The following is a 23,331-nucleotide window of genomic DNA, read 5'->3' as shown; positions in this document are numbered from 1 at the left end:
CGCCTTCGCGGGAACACACTATTATTTCAAGTCCGCCGCCTGAAAAGCAATGACAGGTTGTTCGCAGGCATGGCGATCAGCTTGTCCAAGCGCAAGCCCTGCGCCTGCGCCGCGGCGACGACATCCTCGACTCGGCGCAGGCCCCAGCGCGGGTCGCGAGCCTTGAGCGAGGCGTCGAAGGTCAGGTTGCTGGGAGCGGTCTCCACGCCGACGCGGGTGTAGGGGCCGTAGAGATAGAGCAGGCCGCCGGGCGGCAGCGCCTGCCCTGCCCCCTTGAACAATCCCAGCGTCGCTTCCCATGGGGCGATGTGGACCATGTTGATGCAGAGGATGGCGGCGGCCTGCGCGATCGGCCAGTCGGCTGCCGCGTCCAGCGGGATCGGGGCGCGCAGATTGGGCGCGCGCGCCTCTTCCCGCCAAGCGGCGATCGAGTTGATCGCGGTCGGATCGGGATCGGTCGGTTGCCAGTCGAGATCGGGGAAAGAGACAGCGAAATGGACAGCATGTTCGCCGCTCCCGCTCGCCACCTCCAGCACGAGGCCGGCGGGTGGGAGGGCGTCGCGCAGGACGGCGGCGATCGCGTCGCGATTGCGTTCCGTTGCGGGAGCGAAACGTTTTCCGGCTATGGCAGGGTCGGAACCCGGTTGCCAGGGTTCCGGCCCGTCCGTCATTCCGCCGCCTGGGCCAGCGCCGGATCGGTCCAGGTCAGGATGGGCTTTCGCGCGGCGAGCGTTTCGTCGAGGCGGCGGCGCGGGGCGTGGTAGGGTGCGCCCTTGAGCGCTTCGTCCCCGGCCTTGGCGCGTTCGGCGAGGCTGCGCAGGGCCATGATGAACTGGTCCAGCGCGGCCTTGCTTTCGGTTTCGGTCGGTTCGACCAGCATCGCGCCATGGACGACCAGCGGGAAATACATGGTCATCGGGTGGAAGCCTTCGTCGATCAGCCCCTTGGCGATGTCGAGCGTGGTGAAGCCTTCGGCCAGTCCCTTGTCGCTGAACAGCGCCTCATGCATGCAGGGGCCGCTTTGCCCAAAGGGCGCGTCCAGCACATCGTCCAGGCTGCGCAGGATATAGTTGGCGTTGAGGACGGCGTCCTCCGCCACCTGACGCAGGCCGTCCGCGCCATGAGACAGGATATAGGCCAGCGCGCGCGTGAACATGCCCATCTGGCCGTGGAAGGCGGACATGCGACCGAAGCTTTGCGGCATTTCCTCGCCGACATTCTCCTCCTCTATGAGGTGGATCGTGCCGTCCGCCATGCGCGCGGTATAGGGCAGCGGCCCGAAGGGCGAGAGCGCTTCGGACAATACCACCGGGCCGGAGCCGGGACCACCGCCGCCATGGGGCGTGGAGAAGGTCTTGTGCAGGTTGATGTGCATCGCGTCGACGCCCAGGTCGCCGGGACGGACCCGGCCGACGATGGCGTTGAAGTTCGCGCCGTCGCAATAGACGAAGGCCCCGGCGGCGTGGACCGCGTCGGAGATGGTCTTCATGTCGCGTTCCAACAGGCCGCAGGTATTGGGGTTGGTGATCATCACCGCCGCCACGTCCGGGCCGAGGCGCGCCTTGAGCGCCTCCAAGTCCACGCGCCCTTCGGGGGTCGCGGGGATATCCTCCACCCTGTAGCCGCAGAAGGCGGCGGTCGCGGGGTTGGTGCCGTGGGCGCTTTCGGGGACCAGCACGACCTGCCGCGCGTCGCCGCGGGCTTCGAGCGCGGCGCGGATGCAGAGCAGTCCGCACAATTCACCATGCGCGCCCGCCTTGGGCGTCATGGCGACGCCGTGCATGCCGGTCAGCTTGATGAGCCAGACCGCCAGTTCGTTGATGACGCCCAGCGCGCCCTGCACCGTCGATTGCGGGGCGAGCGGGTGGAGGTCGGCGAAACCGGGCATCCGCGCGACCTTTTCATTCAGGCGCGGATTATGCTTCATCGTGCAGGAGCCGAGTGGGAACAGGCCGAGATCGATGGCGTAGTTCTGGCGGCTGAGACGCGTGTAGTGGCGCACCGTTTCCTGTTCGGACAGGCCCGGCAGGCCGATGGCGTCGGTGCGGGCGAGCGCGCCGAGGCGGCTGGCGACGTTGGGCGCGTCCGCGAAGTCTACGCCGGTGGTGTCGGTCGATCCGATCTCGAAGATCAGGGCTTCTTCCAGCATCAGCGCGCGATTGCCGGTGGCGGTTGCCGGAGACATATGGGCTTCCTCGACAGGGACTGGCGTGGTGGGGCGGCCTTCCTTGAGCATCGTCATCTTACAGCCCTCTTTCCAAAACCGTTCGGGCTGAGCCTGTCGAAGCCCTGCCCTTTTCTTCAAAGAAAGTGCGGCCCTTCGACAGGCTCAGGGCGAACGGATTAAGAGGGCTGTTCATACCAGTTCCTCCTCAAGCGCCTTGGCCAGGGCTTCGATATCTTCCGGCGTGACCGTTTCAGTGACGGCGACGACCAGGCCGTTGCCGATCTGGGGCGCTGCCGGGAACAGGCGGCCGAGCGAGACGCCCGCCAGCACGCCCTTGTCGGCCAGGGTGCGGACGACCTCGCGCGCATCCTTCGACAGGATCAGGGTGAATTCGTTGAAGAAGCTGTCGTTGACCAGCGTGACGCCCGGCACCTGGCTCAGGCGATCGGCGGCCTGGCAAGCGAGGGCGTGGTTGAGGGTCGCCAGTTCGCGCAGGCCGCGTTCGCCGAGCAGGGTCATGTGGATGCTGAACGCGAGCGCGCACAGGCCCGAGTTGGTGCAGATGTTCGACGTGGCCTTCTCCCGCCGGATATGCTGCTCGCGGGTCGAGAGGGTCAGCACGAAACCGCGCTTCCCCGCGGCATCCACCGTCTCACCGCACAGGCGGCCCGGCATCTGGCGGACATATTTCTGCTTGCAGGCGAAGAGGCCAAGATAGGGGCCGCCGAACTGGAGGCCGACGCCGATCGACTGGCCTTCACCCACGACGATATCCGCGCCCATAGCCCCAGGTGCCTTGATGGCTCCAAGAGCGACGGGTTCGGTGACGACCGCGACCAGCAGCGCGCCCACCGCATGGGCGGCGTCGGCGAGTGGGGTCAGGTCGGCGATGCGACCGAGAATGTCGGGATATTGGACGACGACGCAGCTCGTATCCTTGTCGATGCCCGCGATCAGGGCGTCGATGTCGGTCGCGGCGTCCAGCGTCGGGGCTTCATGCGCCAGCACGTCGCCGGTGAACTTCGCCATGGTGTTGGCGACCGACACATAATGGGGGTGAAGGCCCGACGACAGGATCGCCTTGCCGCGCTTGGTGATGCGGCGGGCCATGACGATCGCTTCCCAGCAGGCGGTCGAGCCGTCATACATGGACGCATTGGCGACGTCGCAGCCCAGCAGGCGCGCGACCTGGGTCTGGAATTCGAACAGCACCTGCAACGTGCCCTGCGCGATTTCGGGCTGATAGGGGGTGTAGGCGGTCAGGAATTCGCCGCGCTGGATCAGATGATCGACGCTGGCGGGGACATGATGCTTGTACGCGCCCGCGCCCAGGAAGAAGGGCGCCTCCCCCGCCGACAGATTTTGCCGCGCGAGCGCCGCCATGTGACGTTCGACCGCCAGTTCGCTGGCGTGATCGGGCAGGCCCGCGATCTTGTCGGTCAGGCGGGCTTCGGCAGGCACGTCCACGAACAGATCGTCGATCGAGGATGCGCCGATGACGGCCAGCATGTCCTGCCGGTCGGTGTCGGTAAGGGGTAGGTAGCGCATGTCCAAAACTCCCCCCTCCCTTTTAGGGAGGGGTAAGGGGGTGGGTCCGCCGCGCCAGCGGCGGCTCTTTGGGATAGGATTGAGGCTCCCTACGGTCGCCACCCACCCCGTTTACAGGTGAACAGCGCCCCGCGCTGTTCAGGTCAAGCCGGGGGCTTGACCGACCTGAAACGCCCTCCCTTGGAAGGGAGGGGCTTATTTTTTGTCCTTTACAGCGCGGCCACGAACTTCTTGTAGGCCGCTTCGTTCATCAGGCCTTCCAGCTCGCTGGTGTCGGCGATGCGCAGTTTGAAGAACCAGCCATCCTCCTCCGCGTCGCTGTTCACGAGCGCGGGTTCGTCTTCCAGCGCGCTGTTGGATTCGACCACTTCGCCCGAAATCGGCGCATAGACGTCGGAGGCGGCCTTGACCAATTCCACGACGGCGGCGTCGTCGCCCTTGTCGAAATTGGTGCCTTCGGCCGGCAGTTCGACGAACACGATGTCGCCCAACTGTTCCTGCGCATAGTCGGTGATGCCCACGGTGGCGATTTCGCCCTCGACATCGATCCATTCATGTTCGTCGGTGAAATAACGGCTCATGGATTTACTACCCTCCAAGGAAATGAAGAATCAGGCCTTGCGGCGATAACGATGGGAAACGAACGGCATCGGCGCAACCTCAGCGGCGATGCGTTTGCCCCGGACGTCGATTTCGAGCGCCTGGCCGATCGCGGCATGCGGCAGGCTGACCCAGCCCATGGCGATCGGCGCGCCCACCGACGGCGCGAAGCCGCCCGACGTGACTTCCCCGACGAGGACGTCGCCAGCGTAGATCTGCGCACCTTCGCGCGCAGGCAGGCGGCCGGTGATGGTGAGGCCCACGCGCTTCGATCCCGGACCGTCGGCCAGTTCCTTCAACACGCGGGCATGGCCGATGAAGCCCCCCTCCTCGCGGCGGCGCTTTTGAATGGCGAAGCCCAGGTCCGCGCCGATGGTGCTGACGGCGGGCGAAAGGTCATGGCCGTAGAGCGGCAGGCCCGCCTCCAGACGCAGCGAGTCGCGCGCGCCCAGGCCAATGGGCTTCACCTGCGGCAACGCGCACAGCGCATCGGCAAGCAGGGTCGCGTCGTCGGCGGGCAGGCTGATTTCGAAGCCGTCCTCACCGGTATAGCCCGAACGGCTGATCCACAGCGTGACGCCGCGCCAGATGAACTGGCCCGACTGCATGAAGAGGAGGTCGGCGGTTTCCGGGATGAGCGCGGCCAGCGCTTCGCCCGCTTCCGGGCCTTGCAGGGCGAGCAGCGCCTGGTCGGCCATGTGGTTCATGACGACGGCGTCGGGCAGATGTTCGATCATCCAGCCGATATCGTCATATTTGGTCGCGCCGTTGACGACCATGTAAATGTCCGCGCCGTCGAACGCGCCATCGCCGAGGCGCGATACCATCAGGTCGTCCAGGATGCCGCCTTCCTGGTCGAGCAGCATCGAATAACGCTGGCGGAAGGGCTTCAGCCCCTTGATGTCGCTGGGCAGCAGATGTTCGAGCGCTGCATCGACAGCTTCGCCCGAAAAGCTGAGCTGGCCCATATGGCTGACGTCGAACAGGCCGGCATGTTCGCGGGTCCAGCTATGTTCGGCCATGATGCCTTCATATTGGATCGGCATATGATAGCCCGCAAAGCCGACCATGCGCGCGCCGCGGGCACGGTGCCAGGCGTCGAGCGGCAGGGCCTCCAGCGGCAGTTCCTCGGCGAGGGTGGCGATATCGTCATTGCCGGACATGAAGCGTCCTTTCCGTGCGGGGTTGATGGCGAACAGAAACCAGCGCCCGGATTCGGACCGCTGGCATAGGCCACCCCCTCTGTCACGGAACCTGAGAGCTTTGACCAGCGGCCTTGCGGCCACATGGCTTACCCCTTCGGTGGGACAATCGCGCGACTGTCCGCTTTCCAGAGTGCCTTGCGCGCGATGCGGTCCTTTAACCTGAGAGATTCCGGGGCGGTTGCTCCTTCGGTGACGGGGTGGCCTTCAAGGCTTCCCATGCTCTCCCGCATCATGCCCGACGGACGAATCCATCGGAGACGCTGCCGCATTGCTTCAAACGCAGGGGCGCGTCAATCCGCCAGCGCCATGGCGCCGTAGATTTCCGCATGACGCTTTTCGGCGTAGCGATCGGTCATGCCCGCGATGAAGTCCGCAATGTGGCGGCTGCGGGCGGGTTCTTCCAGCACGCAATCGTCGCGCCATTCGGGCGGCATCAGGGCTGGGTCGTCGCGATAGGCGCGGAACAGGTCGGTGACGATCACCCGCGCGCGATCAGCGGCGGCAAGCTGTTCGGGATGATGATAGAGGGTGGCGTACATGAAGCGTTTGAGTTCGCGCTCCTGCGCGGCGAGGTCCGGCGAGAAGGCGACGAGGGTTTCGCCGAAGGCACGGACGTCCGCGACCGTCTCCACGCCCGATGCGGCGATGTTGGCGCGGGTGGAGTCGATGAGGTCGGTGGCCATCACGCCGATCTGCTCGCGCACCAGTTCGCGCAGCAGCCGGTCCTGCGCCACATCGGGATAGCGGGCGCGCACCCGGTCCCAGCAGGTCGCGACGAAAGGCACGTCCATCAACTGGTCGAGCGTCAGCAGGCCCGCGCGCAGGCCATCGTCTATGTCGTGATTGTCATAGGCAATGTCGTCCGCGATCGCGGCCAGCTGCGCCTCCAGCGAGGCATGGCTGGCAAGGTCGAGCGGACAGAGCGTGTCGAGTTCGCGCATAGCCCAGCCGGGGTGGGTGACGGGGCCATTATGCTTGGCCAGCCCCTCCAGCATTTCCCAGCTGAGATTGAGACCGGGGAAACGCGGATAGGGGCTTTCGAGCAGCATCAGCGTGCGCAGCGTATGGGCGTTGTGATCGAAGCCGCCATGATCCTCCATCGCCGCTTCCAGCGCGTCCTCCCCGGCATGGCCGAAGGGGGGATGGCCGATGTCGTGGGCAAGGCAGAGCGCTTCGGTCAGATCTTCGTTGAGGCCCAGCGTGCGCGCGGTGGTGCGGCCGATCTGCGCGACTTCCAGGCTGTGGGTCAGGCGGACGCGAAAATGATCGCCGTCGGGCGAGACGAACACCTGCGTCTTGTGACGCAGCCGCCGGAACGCGATCGAGTGGATGATGCGATCGCGGTCGCGCTGAAACATATCGCGCGGCCCGCGCCTTTCCCCGCCCTCTTCGGGATAGAGGCGACCGCGGCTGGCGGCGGGATGGCAGGCATAGGAGGCGAGCGTCGTCATGGGCGCGCTCTTAGAGCATTTGGGCGGCGGCTGGAACAGCGGAAGGTCGGCTTTCCGTGACGCCGATTTGTGGCGCACGGGATAGGTCTTCACGGTTAGCCCGCTTGGGGTAGGCAGCTATCACATAGCGCCTCCCCTCCAGGGAGGATTGGGAGGGTGTGAGCGAAGCGAGCAACTTGCTTGCTGACGGCAGAGCGCCACTGCGTGGCGCACCCACCCCCGGCCCCTCCCTGATAGGGAGGGGAGTAGAGGAAGCCATTAGGTGGAGGCAGGTGGATTGCCCCCGACGCCATCAATCGCCCAGCTTCTCCACGACTTCCCCGGCGTCGCTTTTCCAGGCGAAGGCGTCGGCGCCGTCTTTCTTGAGGCTGGTTTCCAGTTCCCTGGCGCGGGTGAAGCTGGCGAAGGGACCGACCAGCAGGCGGTTGGTGCGGCCCCAGGCAGCGCTCCAGCCATCCTGTTTGGCGAGGATCGTATATTTCCTGCGCAGCGCATTCATGGTGAAGCCCAGCGCGCCCTTGCTCTGGCCGACGCCGACTTGCAGCCAGTTGCGCGAGGGATTGTCGGCGAGGCGCTTCTTTTCCTCGGCCTCCTTCTTCGCCTTGGCGGCAGCCTCCGCCTTGGCCTTGGCCGTGGCCTCCTTCTTCGCCTTTTCGGCGGCGGAGGCGGCGGCGGCCTGGCGTTCGGCGCGGCGGGCGGCCTGGACGGCGGCGATTTCGGCCAGGTCCACGGCGGCGACGGTGGGCTGCCGTTCCGCTTCGGGCACGTCGATGGCGCGGATGATGTCCGCCAGACTGCGCGTGGCTTCCGGATCAGGCTGCGGCGTGGGTGGAAGGGACTGGGTCGGGGCCTGGGTTGCGGCCGCCGATGGCTGGGTGGCAGGCGGGGACGCCTGTGCAAGAGCCGTCGGGGTCTGCGGCGCTACGCTTGTAGACGGCTGGCTTTGGGGCAGCGTGGTGCGGGTAGGCGCGCGATCGACCGAATCGAAGCCGGGCGCGGGTGGTCCCTGCACGGCGGCGGGCGCGGTTGTCGGACGTGACGTGGTCGGTTGGGGTGTTGGGTCCGGTGCGCTGGCAGCAGGGGTTGCCGGTAGTGGCTGGACCTGCGGTGCGGGCGGCGTGCGGCTGGACTGTGGCGTCGGCTGTTGCGCAGGCTGGGGCGCGGTCTGTTGCGGGGTCCGGGCGGCGGGCGGGTTGGCAGGCGGCGTCGTGTCGGCCTGCGCCAGTCGCGGCTGGGCCGGACGGCGGGCAGCGGCCTGCCGCTCCGCGCGCGCGAGCCGGGCCGCCTCGCGCTGTTGGCGGCGCTGTTCGCTGCGGCTGAGCGGTTTCGTCCTGGCCGGGGTTGCCGCCGCGACGGTGGTCGGCGGCGGACTGGCGGCGACGGCGACGCCCGGTGCGGGCGGGGTCGGCGTGATCGCGACGATGCTGGTGCCGATCTGCGCCGGGAAATGGCCGAAATGCACGGCTGCGGCCTTTTGCGCGGCGGTCAGATAGGGCATTTTTTCCATATAGGGGATGATGGCAGTGGCCAGTTGGGCGGGCATGGTCTGCAACGCCAGCTTCTTGGCATCCGCCTGCCGGTTGTTCATCGCCAGGATGAACGCGCGATAGCGCCAGGCGGCGCGATCGCTCTTGTAGAGCAAAGGTTGCAGGATTTTTTCGGACGCCGCGACCTGTCCGGAAATGCCGAGCGATGCGGCATAGCGGCGCACCAGTTCATCGTCGTCGGGGGTGCGTTGCAGCGCCGCCTGATAGTCGCGCTGCGCCCCGGCCTGATCGCCGGTCATGTCCCGCGCCAGGCCGCGATCGGAGAACAGGGTCGTTTCGGCATAGCCCAGCCGCGTGGCGAGATCGAACTGGCGCAGGGCTTCACGGGGGTTTTGCAGCTTGAGCATCACTCGCCCCAGCCCGGCCTTGATCCGGCCGTTGCTGCCCTCGATCGCTTCGGCGCGGGCGAAGAAGCCGGTGGCCGCGCGGGGATCGTCCAGCGCCAGCGCGGCTTCGCCAGCACCGATCAGCGCGGAGACATCGCGCGGGTTGGACGCGAGGCGCGCCAGGTTGGTGTTGAGGTCGGCGGCGCCCAGCGGACGGACCAGTTGCGACTGGTCCAGTTGCGCCAGCGCGACGCCGGGAAGGAGGAACGCGCCGGGAAGGCAAAGACCGACGATCCAAGAAGACGTACGTTTCACATTCGGTCCCTAGAACATCTCCAAGCCGGGCGAAGGGTCATCGGCATAGGGGAGATACGGAAGACAAAAGATACATTGGCTGCGTCGGGAGCGAGATGCGCTCCGGAGAGTCGATCCTCTAGCCGATATCGCGCCGGACAGGGAATTGGCCCCATGAAAAAGCGCGCCGGGCCGCCCCAGGCGACCGACAGCGCGCTTGATCAAAGCGTGCGGCCTTGGCCGCACGCGCGGTTACTGGTTGCTCTGGCGATTGAGGAAGCGGGGGATGTCGACGCCAGGCGCCGCGTCGTCAGCGCCCGGCGCTTTTTCCGTGCCACGGGTCAGGCCCGCCATCCGTTCGAACAGCGTGCCACCGGCGGCGACGCGCGGCGCGGGGGCGGCAGGCGCTGGCGCGGCGGGCGCGGCCGGTTCGGCGGCGTCCGCGCCCAGGATCAGTTCGTCCTGGTCGGGATCTTCGTCGGAAAAGATAGCGGCCGGCTTCTTCGGGGCGAAAGCAGGCGTCGGCGCTGCGGGAGCAGGCTGGGCCGGGGCGGCGGGCACGTCGAGTTCGAGCGTTTCGGGCTGCACGGGGGCAGGCGTCGGTGCAGGCGCGGGCGCGGGAGCCGCCGGTGCGGGCTGCTGCGCGACGGGCGCGGGCTTAGGCGCGGCGGACTGCGGAACGGACACGGCGGGCCGGTTGGCGAAGCTGAACGGCTGCGTCAGCGGCGCGGCGTGATTGCCCACTTCATTATCGATGCCGGTGGCGACCACCGACACGCGGATCTTGCCGTTGAGGCCATCGTTGAAGGCGCTGCCCCAAATGATGTTCGCGTCCGGATCGACCAGTTCGCGGATATGGTTGGCGGCTTCGTCCACTTCCATCAGGCGCATGTCGTCGCCGCCCACGATCGAGACGATGACGCCCTTCGCGCCGCGCATCGACACGCCGTCGAGCAGCGGGTTGGCGATCGCCTTTTCGGCGGCCTGAAGCGCACGGCCGTCGCCCTCCGCTTCGCCGGTGCCCATCATCGCCTTACCCATTTCGCCCATCACCGACCGCACGTCGGCAAAGTCGAGGTTGATGAGGCCCGGCATGATCATGAGATCGGTGATGGAGCGCACGCCCTGTTGCAGCACTTCGTCCGCCATCTGGAACGCTTCCTTGAAGGTCGTGTTCGGGTTGGCGATAAGGAAGAGATTCTGGTTCGGAATGACGATGAGGGTATCGACATGCTTTTGCAGCTCCTCGATCCCCGCGTCCGCCGACTTCATGCGGCGATTGCCCTCGAAGGTGAAGGGCTTGGTCACGACACCGACGGTCAGGATGCCGCGATCGCGCGCAGCCTTCGCGATGACCGGGGCTGCACCCGTGCCGGTGCCGCCGCCCATGCCCGCGGTGATGAAGCACATATGCGCGCCCTGCAGCGCCTCTTCGACCGAAGCGATGGTCTCTTCCGCCGCCGCCTTGCCGATTTCGGGACGCGATCCGGCGCCGAGGCCTTCGGTGATCTGCGGGCCAAGCTGGATGCGGCGTTCGGCGGGCGAGCTGTTGAGCGCCTGCGCGTCGGTGTTCGCCACGATGAAGTCCACGCCCTCGACATGGGCGGCGATCATGTTTGCGATGGCATTGCCGCCCGCGCCGCCGACGCCGATGACCGCGATCCGCGGCTTCAGTTCGTCCACATGCGGTGGGCTGATTTCAATGCTCATATATACTGCTCCCTCAGCTTCCTCGTCAGGAAGCAACGCCGTCATTTAATGTTAACACCAGAAAATAGGGGAATTCACTACCTATTTTCGTCTTGGTTCAATTTCGTTCAATAGTTGGTCTTCATCGCGCGCATCATACGTTGCCACCAGAGCGGCGCCCCCAGGCGATGCACCGTTTGCGGCGCGGGCGCCATCGTGCGGAGATCAACCGGGTTGGAAGCGCCGTAAAGCGCGAGTCCCGCCAATGTCGCGAAGGCTGGCCCACTATGCGCTTCGGGCATGGCGGACAAGCCCCTGGGTCGTCCGATCCGCACCGCGCGGCCCAGCGCGCCCTGCGCATAGTCGGCGATGCCCTTCATTTCCGCGCCACCGCCGGTCAGCACGACCTGTCGCCCGTTGCTGTTGAAACCCATGCCCGCCAGCGCGGCGTTCACGTCCGTCATGATCTGGTTCAGCCGTTCGCAGATGACGCCGACCAGCGCGGCGCGGGTGATCTTGCCCCCTTCCGCATTCAGGCCAGCGGCCTGCCCCGGTATCGCGGCTTCGCCATGGGGCGGCGCGATTTCGATCATCTCGCGGAAATCGCGGGGATTCTGCATAGCGGAGCCATAGAAGCATTTGACCCGCTCCGCCTGGCTGCGGCGGATGCCGAAGGCGGAGGCTATGTCGTCGGTGATGTCGGCCGCGCCGAAGGGAATCGAATGGAGACCGACCAGCATGCCGCCCGCATAGAGCGAAACGTTGGTAACGCCCGCGCCCATTTCTACCAGCGCGACGCCCAGGTCGCGTTCCTCTTCCGACAGGCAAGCCAGGCCCGTCGCGATCGGGGAGGCGACGATCGAATTGACGTTGAGATAGGCGCCGCGCACGCACAGGTCGAGATTGGCGAGCGGCGCACCATCCGCCAGCACGACATGGATGTCCACGCCCAACAGATCGGCATGCATGCCCAGCGGTTTCTTGACCGGCACCCGGCCGTTGATCGTGAAGCAGGTCGGTTGGGCGTGAAGGACGATGCGGCCATCGGGGTCGATACCCTGTTGCCCGGTGGTGAGCAGATCGTCGATATCGGGCTGTTCGATGCGATAGCCGCTCATGTCGCGTTCCACCGTGACGACGTCGCTGACCAGGCTGCCGCCCGAAAAGCTGACCCAGACATCCTCTATATTGGTGCCCGCGACGCGTTCGGCCTGTTCGACCGTTTCGCGGACGGCCAGTTCGGTGCGTTCCATGTCGGCGATGAAGCCGCGACGCACGCCCCGGCTTTCGCGCTGGCCGGTGCCCAGGATCGCCAGCTCGCCCGTGTCGGTCCGGCCCGCGATGAGCGCGGACACTTTCCACGATCCGATGTCGATGGCGGTGATGAGCTTTTCGACCTTGGGCTGGGCCATGGCTTTTAGCCTTCCTCGCCTTCGATCGGCGTGGCGGCGGTCTTGGCCGTGTCGTCCATCGGCTTTTCCTCGACCCGGCCCTGCGGCAGGCGCAGGACGAAACGGTCGGGATCGCGCATGTCGAACTTCACGATGCCGCGACCGAGCAGCCGGTTGACGCCATCCATGCGTGCGAAATTCACCAATGCACCCGCCGAATCCTTGTCGCCCTCAGGCAGGGAGAGCGTTTCACCCGACTGAAAGCGCAGATCCCAGCGGCGGTTCCCCACCCAGGTCGCGCCCGCCAGCATCGGCTTCAAGGCGGGGGCGTTTTCCATCAGGCGATTGAGGCCGGCGGTCTGGCGGTTGGCGTTGGGACCGACGACCAGCGGCAGGTCGGGCATCGCGCTGGCGGACACCGACTGCAACACCACGCCCTGGACATCGATCAGGTGCAGCTGGCCATTATGCTGCCAGACGGCGACCGGATCGCGCTCTACGATGTCGACCACCAGCGTATCGGGCAGGCGGCGGGAAATACGCGCATCCTTGACCCAGCCGAGCTTGAGCATGTCGGCCCGCACCTTGGGCAGGTCGAGCGAGAGCATGGAGCGATCCACCTGGCCCAGCGCGATGTTGTAGACCGGCAGTTCGTCCATCCGTTCGACGCCGCGCACCTCGACCTTGTCGACTTCGAAGCCCGCGCGGGCGGCGATGTCAGCCGCCTGCTGGCGCGCCATGCCGGGCAGGCCCATGAAAATGGCGATGGCGATGACGATTGCGGCGAAGATGCCGACGATCGCCCAGCTGGCCATGCGTTGCAGCGTGGCTTCGCTGACGGGCAGATATTCGATGAGGCTGTCGACCCAGCTGCGGCGCTTAAGCGCGCGGCCGCGAGCTCCCCGTCCTCCGGTCGCCCTCCCCTTCGCGCTGCTCAGTCGCGCGGTGCCGCCGCGCCTGATCCGTGCTTCAGCCATGTTCGCCACCCGCCTTCCGGGCGCGATTGAGCGCCTCTTCGACAATAGTCTCCACCAGCGTGGCATAGTCAATGCCCAGCTTCGCGGCCTGTTCGGGGACGAGGCTCAAGGGCGTCATGCCCGGCTGGGTATTGACCTCCAGCAGGAACAGCCCGTCGATGCCGCGTTCGTCGTCCCAGCGGAAGTCCGCGCGCGACGCGCCTTTGCAGCCCAGCAGCTGATGGGCGCGCAGGGCGATCGCCTTGCAGGCCTGCGTGATTTCGGGCGGCAGGTCGGCGGGACAGACATGCTCTGTCATGCCGTCGGTATATTTGGCGTCGAAATCGTAGAAGCCGCTCTTGGGTCGCAGTTCGGTGACGAGCAACGCCTCATCGCCCAGCACGGCGGTCGTCAGTTCGCGGCCGCGAATATAGGGTTCGGCGAGCAGTTCGGGGAAATCCTGCCACGGGCCGACGCTGTCGCGGGCAATGGGGTTGCCATAATTGCCCTCCGCCGTGACGATGGCGACGCCGACCGAACTGCCTTCGTTGACGGGTTTGAGCACATAGGGGCGCGGCAGCGGATCGGCGGTGAACAGGCTTTCGCTCGAAACGATATGGCCGCCGGGCATGGGGATGCCGTGGGGGACCAGGGCCTGCTTGGTCAGTTGCTTGTCGATCGCGATGACCGAGGTGGCGAGGCCGCTATGGGTGTAGGTGAGGCCCATCAAGTCCATCATGCCCTGCACCGTGCCGTCTTCGCCGGGCACGCCGTGGAGCGCGTTGAAGATCACGTCCGCCTTGATTTCAGCGAGGCGCGCGGCGACGTTGCGGTCCATGTCGATGCGGGTGACTGTGTGGCCGCGCAATTCCAGCGCCTTGGCGACGCCTTCGCCGGACGACAGCGAGACGGGGCGCTCCGCCGACCAGCCGCCCATGAGGACGGCGACATGCCAGGGGCCACGGGTCATGCGATATGCTCCAAATTACATCCGTTCGGGCTGAGCTTGTCGAAGCCCTTCCCTTCACTTTTTGAAGAAGAAAAGCCCCCTTCGACTGACTGCTTGCAGCAGTCGCTCAGGACAGGCTTCGACAGGCTCAGGGCGAACGGGGTGAGAGGATGATGCATCACGTCGCCACCCCAACCCGCTGGATTTCCCATTCCAGTTCGACGCCGCTCTTCTCCTTCACGCGACGGCGGACTTCTTCGCCCAGGGCTTCGATGTCGGTGCTGGTGGCGTCGCCGGTGTTGAGGAGGAAGTTGGTGTGTTTCTCGCTCACCTGTGCGCCGCCAAGCTGGAGGCCGCGACAGCCCGCTTCGTCTACCAACTGCCAGGCCTTGTGCCCGTCCGGGTTTTTGAACGTCGAGCCGCCGGTCTTGCTGCGCAGAGGCTGGCTTTCCTCACGCGCGGCGGCGATGCGGTCCATTTCGGCCTGGATCGCGGCGGGTTCGCCGGGTTCGCCGCGAAAAGTCGCGCTGACCACGATCGCGCCATCAGTCAGGTTCGAGTGGCGATAGGTATAGGCGAGGTCGCGGTTGAGCAGCGTCACCTGTTCGCCCGAACGGAGGATGACCTCGCAGGACAGCAATATGTCGCGGGTTTCGCGGCCATAGGCGCCGCCGTTCATGCGCACGAAACCGCCGACCGTGCCGGGGATGGAGCGCAGGAATTCCAGCCCCGCTATGCCTGCGTCACGCGCGGTCGAGGAGACGAGGATGCCCGACGCGCCGCCGCCGCAGACCAGCGTCGTTTCGTCCTGGGCGACGACCTTCGCGAAGGGCTTGCCCAGCCGCACGACCACGCCCGACACGCCGCCGTCGCGGACGATGAGGTTGGAGCCGAGGCCAAGCGCCATCACCGGCACTTGCGGATCGAGCATGGCGAGGAAGTCGGACAGGTCGTCCGCATCCTTGGGTTCGAACAGCCATTGCGCCGTGCCGCCCGCCTTGAACCAGACGAGCGGCGCCAGCGGGGCGTCGGCCTTCAACGTGCCGCGTACGGGCGGGAGGGGTATGTTCACGCTCAACCGCGCATGCCCCACAGGTTCATCCAGCTTTTCATCGCCTTCAGGCTCGCGTCATTGGCCTGCGCTGCGGCCATGCCGGTTTGGACCTGGCGCTGGGCCGCCTCCACCATGTCGCGCGCAGCCTCAACGCCCTGCATCTGGGCGTCGATCATGCGCTTCTGCATTTCGAAACCTACGGCGAACAGTTCGAACATCAGGCGGTTTCCTGGACTTTGGCCGAGACGGCGGCAGCAAGGCCCGCCGCCCATTTGGTGATGTCGCCTGCGCCGAGGCAGATGACCATGTCGTCGGGCTGGATGTCGGCGGCAATGACGGCGGCGAGGTCTGCGGCGTCGGCGACGGTGGCGGCGTTGCGATGGCCGCGCCGCTTGAGACCGGCGACCAGCGCCGCGCTGTCCGTGCCCTCGATCGGCTGTTCGCCTGCGGTATAGACCGGGGCGGCATAGACGATGTCGGCGTCGTTGAACGCCTGCTGAAATTCATCCATCAGGTCGCGCAGACGGGTGAAGCGGTGCGGCTGGACCACGGCGATGACGCGGCCTTTTGCGCCTTCGCGTGCGGCGGCGAGCACCGCCTTGATCTCCACCGGGTGGTGGCCATAATCGTCTATGACGGTGGCGGCGCCGCCCGCGACGGCGATCTCGCCGACCTTGGTAAAGCGGCGCTTGACCCCGCCGAACTTGGCAAAGCCGGTCTGGATCGTCGTGTCGTCAATGCCCATTTGCAGCGCCACGCCGATCGCCGCCATGGCGTTCAGCACATTATGGCGGCCGGGCATCGGCATTTCGATCCCCTCGATCCGGCGGGTCGAACCGTCGCGCTCGCGGATCTGGATGTCGAAGCGGTTGCCGCCGGGGATGGGCTGGACATTGTCGCCGCGAATGTCGGCCTGGGCGGAGAAACCGTAGGTGACGATCCGGCGGTCCTGCACGCGCGGCAGGATGGCCTGCACTTCGGGATGGTCGAGGCAGAGCATCGCCGCACCGTAAAAGGGGACGTTGCCGACGAATTCGACGAAGGCGTCCTTGACGCGATCGAAGCTGCCATAATGGTCGAGATGTTCGGGATCGATATTGGTGACGACCGCGATCGTGCCGTCGAGGCGCAGGAAGCTGCCGTCGCTCTCATCGGCCTCCACCACCATCCAGTCGCTATTGCCCAGGCGCGCGTTGGAGCCATAGCTGTTGATGATGCCGCCGTTGATGACGGTCGGGTCCACCCCGCCCGCGTCGAGCAGCGCGGCGACCATCGACGTCGTCGTGGTCTTGCCATGGGTGCCCGCGATCGCGACGGTGGATTTGAGGCGCATCAGTTCGGCCAGCATTTCGGCGCGGCGGATGACGGGGACGCGGGTTTCCAGCGCCAGTTCGACCTCCGGATTGCCGCGCTTGATCGCGGTGGAGGTGACGACCACGGCGGCGTCGCCCAGATTTTCGGCCTTGTGGCCGATCATCACGTTGATGCCCTTCTTGCGCAGGCCATCCACGACATAGCCTTCGGCCACGTCGGACCCCTGCACGCTATAGCCGAGATTATGCATCACTTCGGCGATGCCGGACATGCCGATGCCGCCGATACCGATGAAATGGATCGTGCCGATGTCCGTGCCGACACCCTTCATGTATTCTCTTCCTCGTAAAAAAATCCGTTCGGGCTGAGCCTGTCGAAGCCCAGTCCTTTCTTCAAAGGAGAAGTGTAGCCCCCTTCGACTGACTGCTTGCAGCAGTCGCTCAGGACAGGCTTCGACAAGCGCAGGGCGAACGGAGGTAGGGTGACTACAATCTTCACGCCGGAACACCCTGCAGATTGAGCGTGGTGGGCGTCGGGCCGACCTTGACCGGATCGTTCATGATCGGCGCGCGGCCGATGCTTTCGAGCAGGTCGGCCATGTCGCGCGCGGCGTTGGGGCGGCCGCACGTGCGCGCGCGCTTGGCCGCATTCTGAAGCGCGCCGGGTTCCAGCGCCATCTTCTGCATCTGTTTGGCGAGTTCGATCGCGGTGAAGCGCGCCTGCGTAATCGTGCGTGCGCCGCCCGCTTCCGTCATTTCGCGGGCGTTGGCGGTCTGGTGATCGTCCATCGCGCTGGGCAGCGGGATGAGGATCGCGGGGCGGCCCGCGCAGGTCAGTTCGGCGAGCGTCGAGGCCCCCGCCCGCGCGATCACCAGATGCGACCAGCCCAGCTTTTCGGGCACATCGTTGAAATAGGTGGCGAGGTCGGCGGGGATTTCCATCTCCGCATAGACTTTGCGCACACGGTCGATGTCTTCGGCGCGGCACTGCTGCGTCACTTGCAGGCGGCGGCGCAGCGCGACCGGCAGCATCGAGAGGCCTTCGGGCACGACGCTGGACAGGATGGACGCGCCCTGGCTGCCGCCGATCACCAGCACGCGGAACACGCTTTCGTCGGTGAGCGCTGGAAAATCCTCCTCACGCAACTGCTTTACTTCTTCGCGCACCGGATTGCCGATCAGATGGACCTTGGCCGCATAGGCGTCCTTGAGCCGCTCCACATTCGGATAGGCGGTGGCGATGGCGTCGACCCGGCCGCTGAGCAGGCGGTTGACCCGGCCCAGCACGGCGTTCTGCTCATGAATGGCGGTGGGGATGCCGTCCGCCAGCGCGCCCAGCAATGCGGGCATGGCGGGATAGCCGCCGAAGCCGACGACGGCGGTGGGGCGGAAGGTTTCGTTAAGGCGGCGGGCCATGGCGCGGCCCGACAGGATGGCCTTCAACGCGCCGGGCCAACTCGCCGGATTCTTGGTCATGCGGCCAGCGGGCATGACATGGACCTGCGCGCGATTGTCCGGCGCATGATCGAAGATGCCGGGGATCTTCGCGCCGCGCTCATCGGTGACGAGCGCGACATGATGGCCGCGCGCCATCAGCTCTTCGGCCACGGCGTGCGCTGGAATCATATGACCCCCCGTCCCGCCGGCGGCGAGGACGAAGTGACGGGAAATGCTCATCGACCACTCCATTTGACCACGGTATGCCGGCCCATGAAGGGATTGCGCCGCGTGAAGGCGAGCAGCAGGCCGACCCCGATGCAAAGCGCCAGCATAGAGGAGCCGCCATAGCTGATAAAGGGCAGCGTCATACCCTTTGACGGAAATATCTGCGCATTGACGCCCATATTGATGATCGCCTGCAAGCCGAACTGGGTGGTGAGACCCGCGGCGGCGAGGATGGTGAACACATCTTCTTCATCCAGCAGGCGCAGCAGCACCCGCACCACGATGGCGAGATAGACGCAGGCGATGGCGATGCAGGCGAGCAGGCCGAATTCTTCGCCGATCACGGAAAAGATATAGTCGGTATGCGCTTCGGGCAGGCGGAACTTGTTCTGGCCGCCGCCAGGGCCGACGCCGGTGAAGCCACCGTGGGAGATGGTGCGGAAGGCGAGGTCGGTCTGGTCGGGACCGGCGTCGATCTGGACACCGATGCCGAGGAAGTCGTTCACGCGCTGACGACCATTTTCATAGAACATATAGACCGCGATGAGCCCGGCGAGCGCCACCCCGCCCATCGCGCCGATGAAGCGCATCGACACACCCGACAGCAGCAGCAACACGCCCAGGCAGGCGGCGAAGATGACGGTCTGGCCGAAGTCGGGCTGGCGCATCAGGACGACGGCGATGAGGCCGGTGACGCAGAAGCTTAAGGGCACGACCGGCAGGCTCATATCCTTGGCGCGGAGCGAAAGCAGCCAGGCGAGCGCGACGACAAAGACGGGTTTCAGGAACTCGGACGGCTGGAAGCGGAAGCCGGGCAGGTCGATCCAGCGCTTCGCGCCGTTCACGGTCGATCCCAGGATCGGCACGCACAGCAGCATGACGAAGAAGAAGGCGCAGCCGAAAATCGCCAGCCGCCGCGCCTGCGGGCGGGGCAGCATGGAGATGACCAGCATGATCGGCAGGCCGATGAACACCCACATCAATTGGCGGTAGAAATAGATGAGCGGATTGACCGCGACGCTGGCGGTCGACCGATCGATCGCGGCGACCGGGGAGGCTGCGGCGACGGCGACCAGGCCGATCGCCATCAGCGTGACGATCAGCGACAGCAGGACGCGGTCGATTTCCCAGAACCAGATGGCGAGCGCGGTGCGTTCGCGCGGCACGGTGCGGGTGCGGAAACCCTTCACCAGTTCGCCAGCCTTGAACATGCCCGTCGTCCCTTCCCTGTTCATCGTCGCCCCCGACTATGATGGTTTATTCCAGCGCCGCAACGGCCGCGGCAAAGGCATCGCCGCGCGCTTCGAAATCGCGAAACTGGTCGAAACTGGCGCAGGCGGGCGACAACAGCACCACGTCCCCCGGCTGCGCGATGCGCGCGGCGCGGCGGACGGCGGCGCTTAGCATCTCGCTATCGTCCACGGCCATATGGGTGCGCAGCAGATCGGCGAACATATGCCCCGCTTCGCCGATGGTGTAGGCATGGGCGACGTTGCCGAAATGGGGCGCGCACTCGTCCAGATTGTCCGACTTGGCGACGCCGCCCAAGATCCAGTGGATGCGGGGGCGTCCGTCGACCGGCGGCCAGGCGGCGAGCGCCGGGGCGGTCGAGGCGGCGTTGGTCGCCTTGCTGTCGTTGACGTAGAGGACGCCTTTGCGGGTCGCGACGGCCTGCATCCGGTGGGGGAGCGAGGCGTAGCTGGTGAGCGCGTTGGCGATGGTAGATTCGTCGATGCCCAGTGCTTTTGCGACAGCGATGGCGACAGCGGCGTTTTGCGCGTTGTGCGGGCCTTGCAGGGCGGGCCAGGTCAGTTGGGCGGCGGGGTCGATGTCGGAGGACGTCACCTGCCCCAAACCGTTCGCCGGCGCAGGCCGGAGTCCAGGGCCGGATGACACCGCGTTCAACACTGGACTCCGGCCTGCGCCGGAGAACAGGTTGGTAGCGATCGCTTTGCTCGGCTCGTCATCGGTCGCGATGACAGCGATATGGTCCGCCGACTGCATCGCAAACAGCCGTGCCTTCGACGCGACATAGCCTTCGAAGCCATCATAGCGATCCAGATGATCGGGCGTGATGTTGAGCAGCACCGCGACGTCGCAATCCAGGCTATGCGTCAGGTCGATCTGGTAGCTGGACAGTTCCAGCACATAGACGCCCACGCCGTGCAGATTGGGTTCCAGCGGCGGCTGGCTGAGGATCGGCAGGCCGATATTGCCGCCCATGACAGTGGGATAGCCCGCCTGTTCGATGATGTGGTGGATGAGCGCGGTGGTGGTCGACTTGCCGTTGGTGCCGGTGATGCCGACCACCTTGTGCGGCGGCAGCGTCGGGCGGGCGAGCGCGAACAGTTCGATGTCGCCGATGATCGGCACGCCCGCGATCTTCGCGCGCATGGCGATGGGGTGGCGGTTCAATGGCACGCCCGGCGACACCACGATGCCGTCGAAGCCGGTCAGGTCGATCTCCATCGGGTCGCCGATTTCCGCCCGTCCCTCGACCAGCGCGCGGGCTTCCTCCCGGCTATCCCAGGCGACGACGCGCGCGCCGCTGGCGACCAGCGTCTCGACCGTGGCGAGGCCAGACCGCGCCAGCCCCAGCACGGCGTAGGTTTTCCCCGCAAAGGCGCTGCTGACGATCATCGCAGCTTCAACGTCGCAAGACCGGCGAGCGCCAGTACGAAGGCGATGATCCAGAAACGGATCACGACGGTCGGCTCGGCCCAGCCCAGTTGTTCGAAATGATGATGGATGGGGGCCATCTTGAACACGCGCTTGCCGGTGCGCTTGTAGAAGAAGACCTGGATGATGACGCTGAGCGCCTCCACGACGAACAGGCCGCCGATGATGCCCAGCACGATTTCATGATGGGCGGTGACGGCGATGACGCCGATCGTGCCGCCCAGCGCAAGGCTGCCGGTGTCGCCCATGAAAACGGCGGCGGGCGGCGCGTTGAACCACAGGAAGGCCAGGCCCGCGCCGATGATCGCGCCGCACAGGATCGTCAGATTGCCCGCGCCGGGCACATGCGGGATGCCCAGATATTCGGCGAAGTCCGCGCGGCCGACCAGATAGACGATCAGCATGAAGGCCAGGCTGGCGATGATGACCGGCATGGTGGCGAGGCCGTCGAGGCCGTCCGTCAGGTTCACCGCATTGCCGAACGCCACGATGACGAAGGCGGCGAAGCAGAAATAGAACGGCCCCAGCTCGATCGCCGGGCCGTTGTAGAAGGGCACGTACAGCGCGGTATTGCCATGTTGATGCACGATCATCCAGGCGGCGACCCCGGCGATCAGAAATTCGAACGCCAGGCGCATCTTGCCCGACAGCCCCTTGTGGCTGGCCTTCGTCACCTTGTCATAATCGTCCAGGAAGCCGATCGCGCCGAAACCCAGGGTGACGAACAGGCAGGCCCAGACATAGGTGGACGACAGGTCCATCCACAGCAGCACTGAAACGACCATCGACGTCAGGATCATCAGGCCGCCCATGGTGGGCGTGCCGCGTTTGGCGAGGTGGCTTTGCGGGCCGTCGTCGCGGATCGGTTGCCCCTTGCCCTGACGGACGCGCAGCCAGCCAATGAATTTGGGACCGATCACCAGACCGATGATGAGCGACGTGAAGATCGCCGCGCCCGCGCGAAAGGACAGGTAGCGGATGAGGTTGAATATACCTGCGAAATCCAGGGTTTCGGCCAGCCAGTAGAGCATTATTCTGTGTCTCCGTCGCGGGCGGCCTGCGCCAGGGCTGCGACCAGGCGGGACAGGCCCACGCCGTTGGAGCCCTTGACCAGGATCGCGTCGCCCGCGCGCATTTCCGTTTGAATGAGGGGGATGGCCGCCGCCGTGTCGGCGACATGGACATGGGGGATGGCGCTACCCAAAGCGTCGGCGAGCGGCGCCATTTCCGCGCCGACCAATATGGCGTAGTCGACCCGGCCTGCGCCCAGCGGTTCGGCAAGGCCCGCATGCAATTCGACGCTGCGGTCTCCCAGTTCGCGCATGCCGCCCAATATGGCGATGCGGCGATCGGCCTTTTCGCGGCCGAGTTGCGTCAGCGTCGCGGTCATCGACAGGGGGTTGGCGTTGTAGCTTTCGTCGATCAGCAGCGCCTCGCCGCCCGCCACGGGCAGGATGCGGCGTTCGCCCCGGCCCGGCAGGCCCGGCATTTCAGCCAGCGCAAGGCCCGCTGCCGCCAGATCGCCGCCAACCGCCGCGACCGCCGCCAGCACGGCGAGCGCGTTCGACACCCAATGGTCGCCCGGCGCGGCCACGGTGAAGCAGAGTTCGGCGTCGGGCAGCGTCGCGGTGACGAGGGTGCCGCCGCCCGGCGCGGGCACGGCTTCGCGCACGCAGACGTCTGCCTGCGCGCTGGTGCCGAAGGTCAGGATGCGCGCGGCGTGACGTTCCGCCTTGTTATAGAGCAGCGTGACATGGGGGCTGTCATAGGGGATGATCGCGGTGCCGCCGGGTTGCAGGCCCTCGAAAATCTCCGCCTTGGCTTCGGCGATCTTCGCCTCCGTACCGAAAAATTCGATATGGGCGGGCGCGATGGCGGTGACGATCGCGACATCGGGACGGACCTGCCGGGTCAGCGCCGCCAGTTCGCCCGCATGGTTCATGCCCATTTCGAACACGCCATAGGCAGCGCCGCGCGGCATGCGCGACAGGCTCAAGGGCACGCCGACATGGTTGTTGTAGCTTTTGACCGAGCGGTGGACGTCGCCAGGCGCGGCGCGATCCAGCGCCTGATAGAGCGCTTCCTTCGTGCCGGTCTTGCCGACCGACCCGGTGACACCGATCACCTTGCCAGCCATGCGCGCGCGCGCCGCCAGTCCCAGCGCGTCCAGTGCCGCAGCGCTTTCTGGGACGAGGATATGGGGGTGGGCGACAGGTTCGCTGACGATCACGCCGGATGCGCCCTGATCGAAGGCCTTGTCCACGAACTTATGACCGTCGGTGGTTTCGCCCTTCATCGCGACGAACAGATCGCCCGGCCCCACTTCGCGGCTGTCGAAGGCGACGCCCGAAACGGCAAACGGCGCCGACGCGGCGCCGCCTGTGGCCTTGGCGATGTCGGCGGAGGTCCAGAGGGTGGTCATCAACACCAACCTCCGATCGGTTCGAGCTTGTCGAGAACCGCTGAGTGATGGTTCTCGACAAGCTCGAACCGAAGG

19 protein-coding genes and 1 riboswitch are annotated in these 23,331 nt (G+C 66.1%); all 19 genes read right to left on the bottom strand.

The window, feature by feature from the left end; translation table 11 throughout:
* Positions 1-26: 26 nt before the first annotated feature.
* Positions 27-671, bottom strand: coding sequence for a DUF938 domain-containing protein (locus U5A82_RS08480; RefSeq protein ID WP_326290128.1), 645 nt, complete (start codon positions 669-671; stop codon positions 27-29).
* The gene (gcvPB, locus tag U5A82_RS08475; RefSeq protein ID WP_326290127.1) at positions 668-2,242 is read right to left on the bottom strand and encodes an aminomethyl-transferring glycine dehydrogenase subunit GcvPB; all 1,575 of its coding nucleotides are present in this window, start codon (positions 2,240-2,242) and stop codon (positions 668-670) included. The genes U5A82_RS08480 and gcvPB overlap by 4 nt, the downstream gene beginning before the upstream one ends.
* Positions 2,243-2,356: 114 nt before the next feature.
* Complete coding sequence (gene gcvPA / locus U5A82_RS08470) at positions 2,357-3,715, bottom strand: aminomethyl-transferring glycine dehydrogenase subunit GcvPA (RefSeq protein WP_326290126.1); 1,359 nt, start codon at positions 3,713-3,715, stop codon at positions 2,357-2,359.
* Between the two features lie 209 nt (positions 3,716-3,924).
* Positions 3,925-4,296 (bottom strand): glycine cleavage system protein GcvH, encoded by a 372-nt coding sequence (gene gcvH, locus U5A82_RS08465; RefSeq protein WP_326290125.1) that lies wholly within the window; start codon positions 4,294-4,296, stop codon positions 3,925-3,927.
* Between the two features lie 30 nt (positions 4,297-4,326).
* Entirely contained in the window at positions 4,327-5,478 is a 1,152-nt protein-coding gene (gcvT, locus tag U5A82_RS08460) for a glycine cleavage system aminomethyltransferase GcvT (protein WP_326290124.1), read from the bottom strand.
* 179 nt (positions 5,479-5,657) lie between these two features.
* Positions 5,658-5,757, bottom strand: a riboswitch (glycine riboswitch).
* Between the two features lie 53 nt (positions 5,758-5,810).
* Complete coding sequence (locus U5A82_RS08455; RefSeq protein WP_326290122.1) at positions 5,811-6,971, bottom strand: deoxyguanosinetriphosphate triphosphohydrolase; 1,161 nt, start codon at positions 6,969-6,971, stop codon at positions 5,811-5,813.
* Positions 6,972-7,263: 292 nt separating this feature from the next.
* Positions 7,264-9,159 carry a tetratricopeptide repeat protein gene (locus tag U5A82_RS08450; RefSeq protein ID WP_326290121.1) on the bottom strand — a complete coding sequence of 632 codons (1,896 nt, stop codon included), beginning with the start codon at positions 9,157-9,159 and terminating at the stop codon, positions 7,264-7,266.
* A gap of 231 nt (positions 9,160-9,390) precedes the next feature.
* Positions 9,391-10,848, bottom strand: coding sequence for a cell division protein FtsZ (gene ftsZ, locus U5A82_RS08445; protein WP_326290119.1), 1,458 nt, complete (start codon positions 10,846-10,848; stop codon positions 9,391-9,393).
* 107 nt (positions 10,849-10,955) lie between these two features.
* Positions 10,956-12,239 (bottom strand): cell division protein FtsA, encoded by a 1,284-nt coding sequence (gene ftsA, locus U5A82_RS08440; protein WP_326290117.1) that lies wholly within the window; start codon positions 12,237-12,239, stop codon positions 10,956-10,958.
* Between the two features lie 5 nt (positions 12,240-12,244).
* Positions 12,245-13,195 (bottom strand): cell division protein FtsQ/DivIB, encoded by a 951-nt coding sequence (locus tag U5A82_RS08435; RefSeq protein ID WP_326290115.1) that lies wholly within the window; start codon positions 13,193-13,195, stop codon positions 12,245-12,247.
* On the bottom strand, positions 13,188-14,144 hold the full coding sequence (locus tag U5A82_RS08430) for a D-alanine--D-alanine ligase (protein WP_326290114.1): 957 nt from the start codon (positions 14,142-14,144) through the stop codon (positions 13,188-13,190). The genes U5A82_RS08435 and U5A82_RS08430 overlap by 8 nt, the downstream gene beginning before the upstream one ends.
* 157 nt (positions 14,145-14,301) lie before the next feature.
* The gene (gene murB, locus U5A82_RS08425; RefSeq protein WP_326290113.1) at positions 14,302-15,216 is read right to left on the bottom strand and encodes a UDP-N-acetylmuramate dehydrogenase; all 915 of its coding nucleotides are present in this window, start codon (positions 15,214-15,216) and stop codon (positions 14,302-14,304) included.
* The gene (locus tag U5A82_RS08420) at positions 15,198-15,395 is read right to left on the bottom strand and encodes a hypothetical protein (protein ID WP_326290111.1); all 198 of its coding nucleotides are present in this window, start codon (positions 15,393-15,395) and stop codon (positions 15,198-15,200) included. The genes murB and U5A82_RS08420 overlap by 19 nt, the downstream gene beginning before the upstream one ends.
* Positions 15,395-16,822 (bottom strand): UDP-N-acetylmuramate--L-alanine ligase, encoded by a 1,428-nt coding sequence (murC, locus tag U5A82_RS08415; protein ID WP_326290110.1) that lies wholly within the window; start codon positions 16,820-16,822, stop codon positions 15,395-15,397. The genes U5A82_RS08420 and murC overlap by 1 nt, the downstream gene beginning before the upstream one ends.
* A gap of 163 nt (positions 16,823-16,985) precedes the next feature.
* The gene (gene murG, locus U5A82_RS08410; RefSeq protein WP_326290109.1) at positions 16,986-18,167 is read right to left on the bottom strand and encodes an undecaprenyldiphospho-muramoylpentapeptide beta-N-acetylglucosaminyltransferase; all 1,182 of its coding nucleotides are present in this window, start codon (positions 18,165-18,167) and stop codon (positions 16,986-16,988) included.
* Positions 18,164-19,366: an FtsW/RodA/SpoVE family cell cycle protein gene (locus U5A82_RS08405; protein WP_326292886.1), complete on the bottom strand. Its 1,203-nt coding sequence runs from the start codon at positions 19,364-19,366 to the stop codon at positions 18,164-18,166. Before U5A82_RS08405 ends, murG begins: the two co-directional genes overlap by 4 nt.
* Before the next feature lie 46 nt (positions 19,367-19,412).
* Complete coding sequence (gene murD / locus U5A82_RS08400; protein WP_326290107.1) at positions 19,413-20,795, bottom strand: UDP-N-acetylmuramoyl-L-alanine--D-glutamate ligase; 1,383 nt, start codon at positions 20,793-20,795, stop codon at positions 19,413-19,415.
* A complete protein-coding gene (gene mraY, locus U5A82_RS08395) occupies positions 20,792-21,865 on the bottom strand; it encodes a phospho-N-acetylmuramoyl-pentapeptide-transferase (protein WP_326290105.1) in 1,074 nt (357 codons plus the stop codon). The genes murD and mraY overlap by 4 nt, the downstream gene beginning before the upstream one ends.
* The gene (locus U5A82_RS08390; RefSeq protein ID WP_326292885.1) at positions 21,865-23,256 is read right to left on the bottom strand and encodes a UDP-N-acetylmuramoyl-tripeptide--D-alanyl-D-alanine ligase; all 1,392 of its coding nucleotides are present in this window, start codon (positions 23,254-23,256) and stop codon (positions 21,865-21,867) included. The genes mraY and U5A82_RS08390 overlap by 1 nt, the downstream gene beginning before the upstream one ends.
* Between the last annotated feature and the right edge of the window lie 75 nt (positions 23,257-23,331).

Origin of the sequence: Sphingobium sp. CR2-8, from assembly GCF_035818615.1 — a bacterium.
GTDB lineage: Bacteria > Pseudomonadota > Alphaproteobacteria > Sphingomonadales > Sphingomonadaceae > Sphingobium.
Note: the sequence above shows the minus strand (reverse complement) of the source record. Positions and strands in the feature narration are given on the sequence as shown.

Excerpts from the sequence above, each read along its gene's own strand:
- U5A82_RS08455 (WP_326290122.1), bottom strand. The coding sequence starts at position 6,971 with ATGACGACGCTCGCCTCCTATGCCTGCCATCCCGCCGCCAGCCGCGGT.
- ftsA (WP_326290117.1), bottom strand. The coding sequence starts at position 12,239 with ATGGCCCAGCCCAAGGTCGAAAAGCTCATCACCGCCATCGACATCGGA.
- gcvT (WP_326290124.1), bottom strand. The coding sequence starts at position 5,478 with ATGTCCGGCAATGACGATATCGCCACCCTCGCCGAGGAACTGCCGCTG.
- U5A82_RS08435 (WP_326290115.1), bottom strand. The coding sequence starts at position 13,195 with ATGGCTGAAGCACGGATCAGGCGCGGCGGCACCGCGCGACTGAGCAGC.
- U5A82_RS08480 (WP_326290128.1), bottom strand. The coding sequence starts at position 671 with ATGACGGACGGGCCGGAACCCTGGCAACCGGGTTCCGACCCTGCCATA.
- mraY (WP_326290105.1), bottom strand. The coding sequence starts at position 21,865 with ATGCTCTACTGGCTGGCCGAAACCCTGGATTTCGCAGGTATATTCAAC.
- murC (WP_326290110.1), bottom strand. The coding sequence starts at position 16,822 with ATGAAGGGTGTCGGCACGGACATCGGCACGATCCATTTCATCGGTATC.
- U5A82_RS08420 (WP_326290111.1), bottom strand. The coding sequence starts at position 15,395 with ATGTTCGAACTGTTCGCCGTAGGTTTCGAAATGCAGAAGCGCATGATC.
- murG (WP_326290109.1), bottom strand. The coding sequence starts at position 18,167 with ATGAGCATTTCCCGTCACTTCGTCCTCGCCGCCGGCGGGACGGGGGGT.
- gcvPB (WP_326290127.1), bottom strand. The coding sequence starts at position 2,242 with ATGACGATGCTCAAGGAAGGCCGCCCCACCACGCCAGTCCCTGTCGAG.
- U5A82_RS08390 (WP_326292885.1), bottom strand. The coding sequence starts at position 23,256 with ATGACCACCCTCTGGACCTCCGCCGACATCGCCAAGGCCACAGGCGGC.
- murD (WP_326290107.1), bottom strand. The coding sequence starts at position 20,795 with ATGATCGTCAGCAGCGCCTTTGCGGGGAAAACCTACGCCGTGCTGGGG.
- U5A82_RS08405 (WP_326292886.1), bottom strand. The coding sequence starts at position 19,366 with ATGTTCAAGGCTGGCGAACTGGTGAAGGGTTTCCGCACCCGCACCGTG.
- gcvH (WP_326290125.1), bottom strand. The coding sequence starts at position 4,296 with ATGAGCCGTTATTTCACCGACGAACATGAATGGATCGATGTCGAGGGC.
- gcvPA (WP_326290126.1), bottom strand. The coding sequence starts at position 3,715 with ATGCGCTACCTACCCCTTACCGACACCGACCGGCAGGACATGCTGGCC.
- ftsZ (WP_326290119.1), bottom strand. The coding sequence starts at position 10,848 with ATGAGCATTGAAATCAGCCCACCGCATGTGGACGAACTGAAGCCGCGG.
- U5A82_RS08430 (WP_326290114.1), bottom strand. The coding sequence starts at position 14,144 with ATGACCCGTGGCCCCTGGCATGTCGCCGTCCTCATGGGCGGCTGGTCG.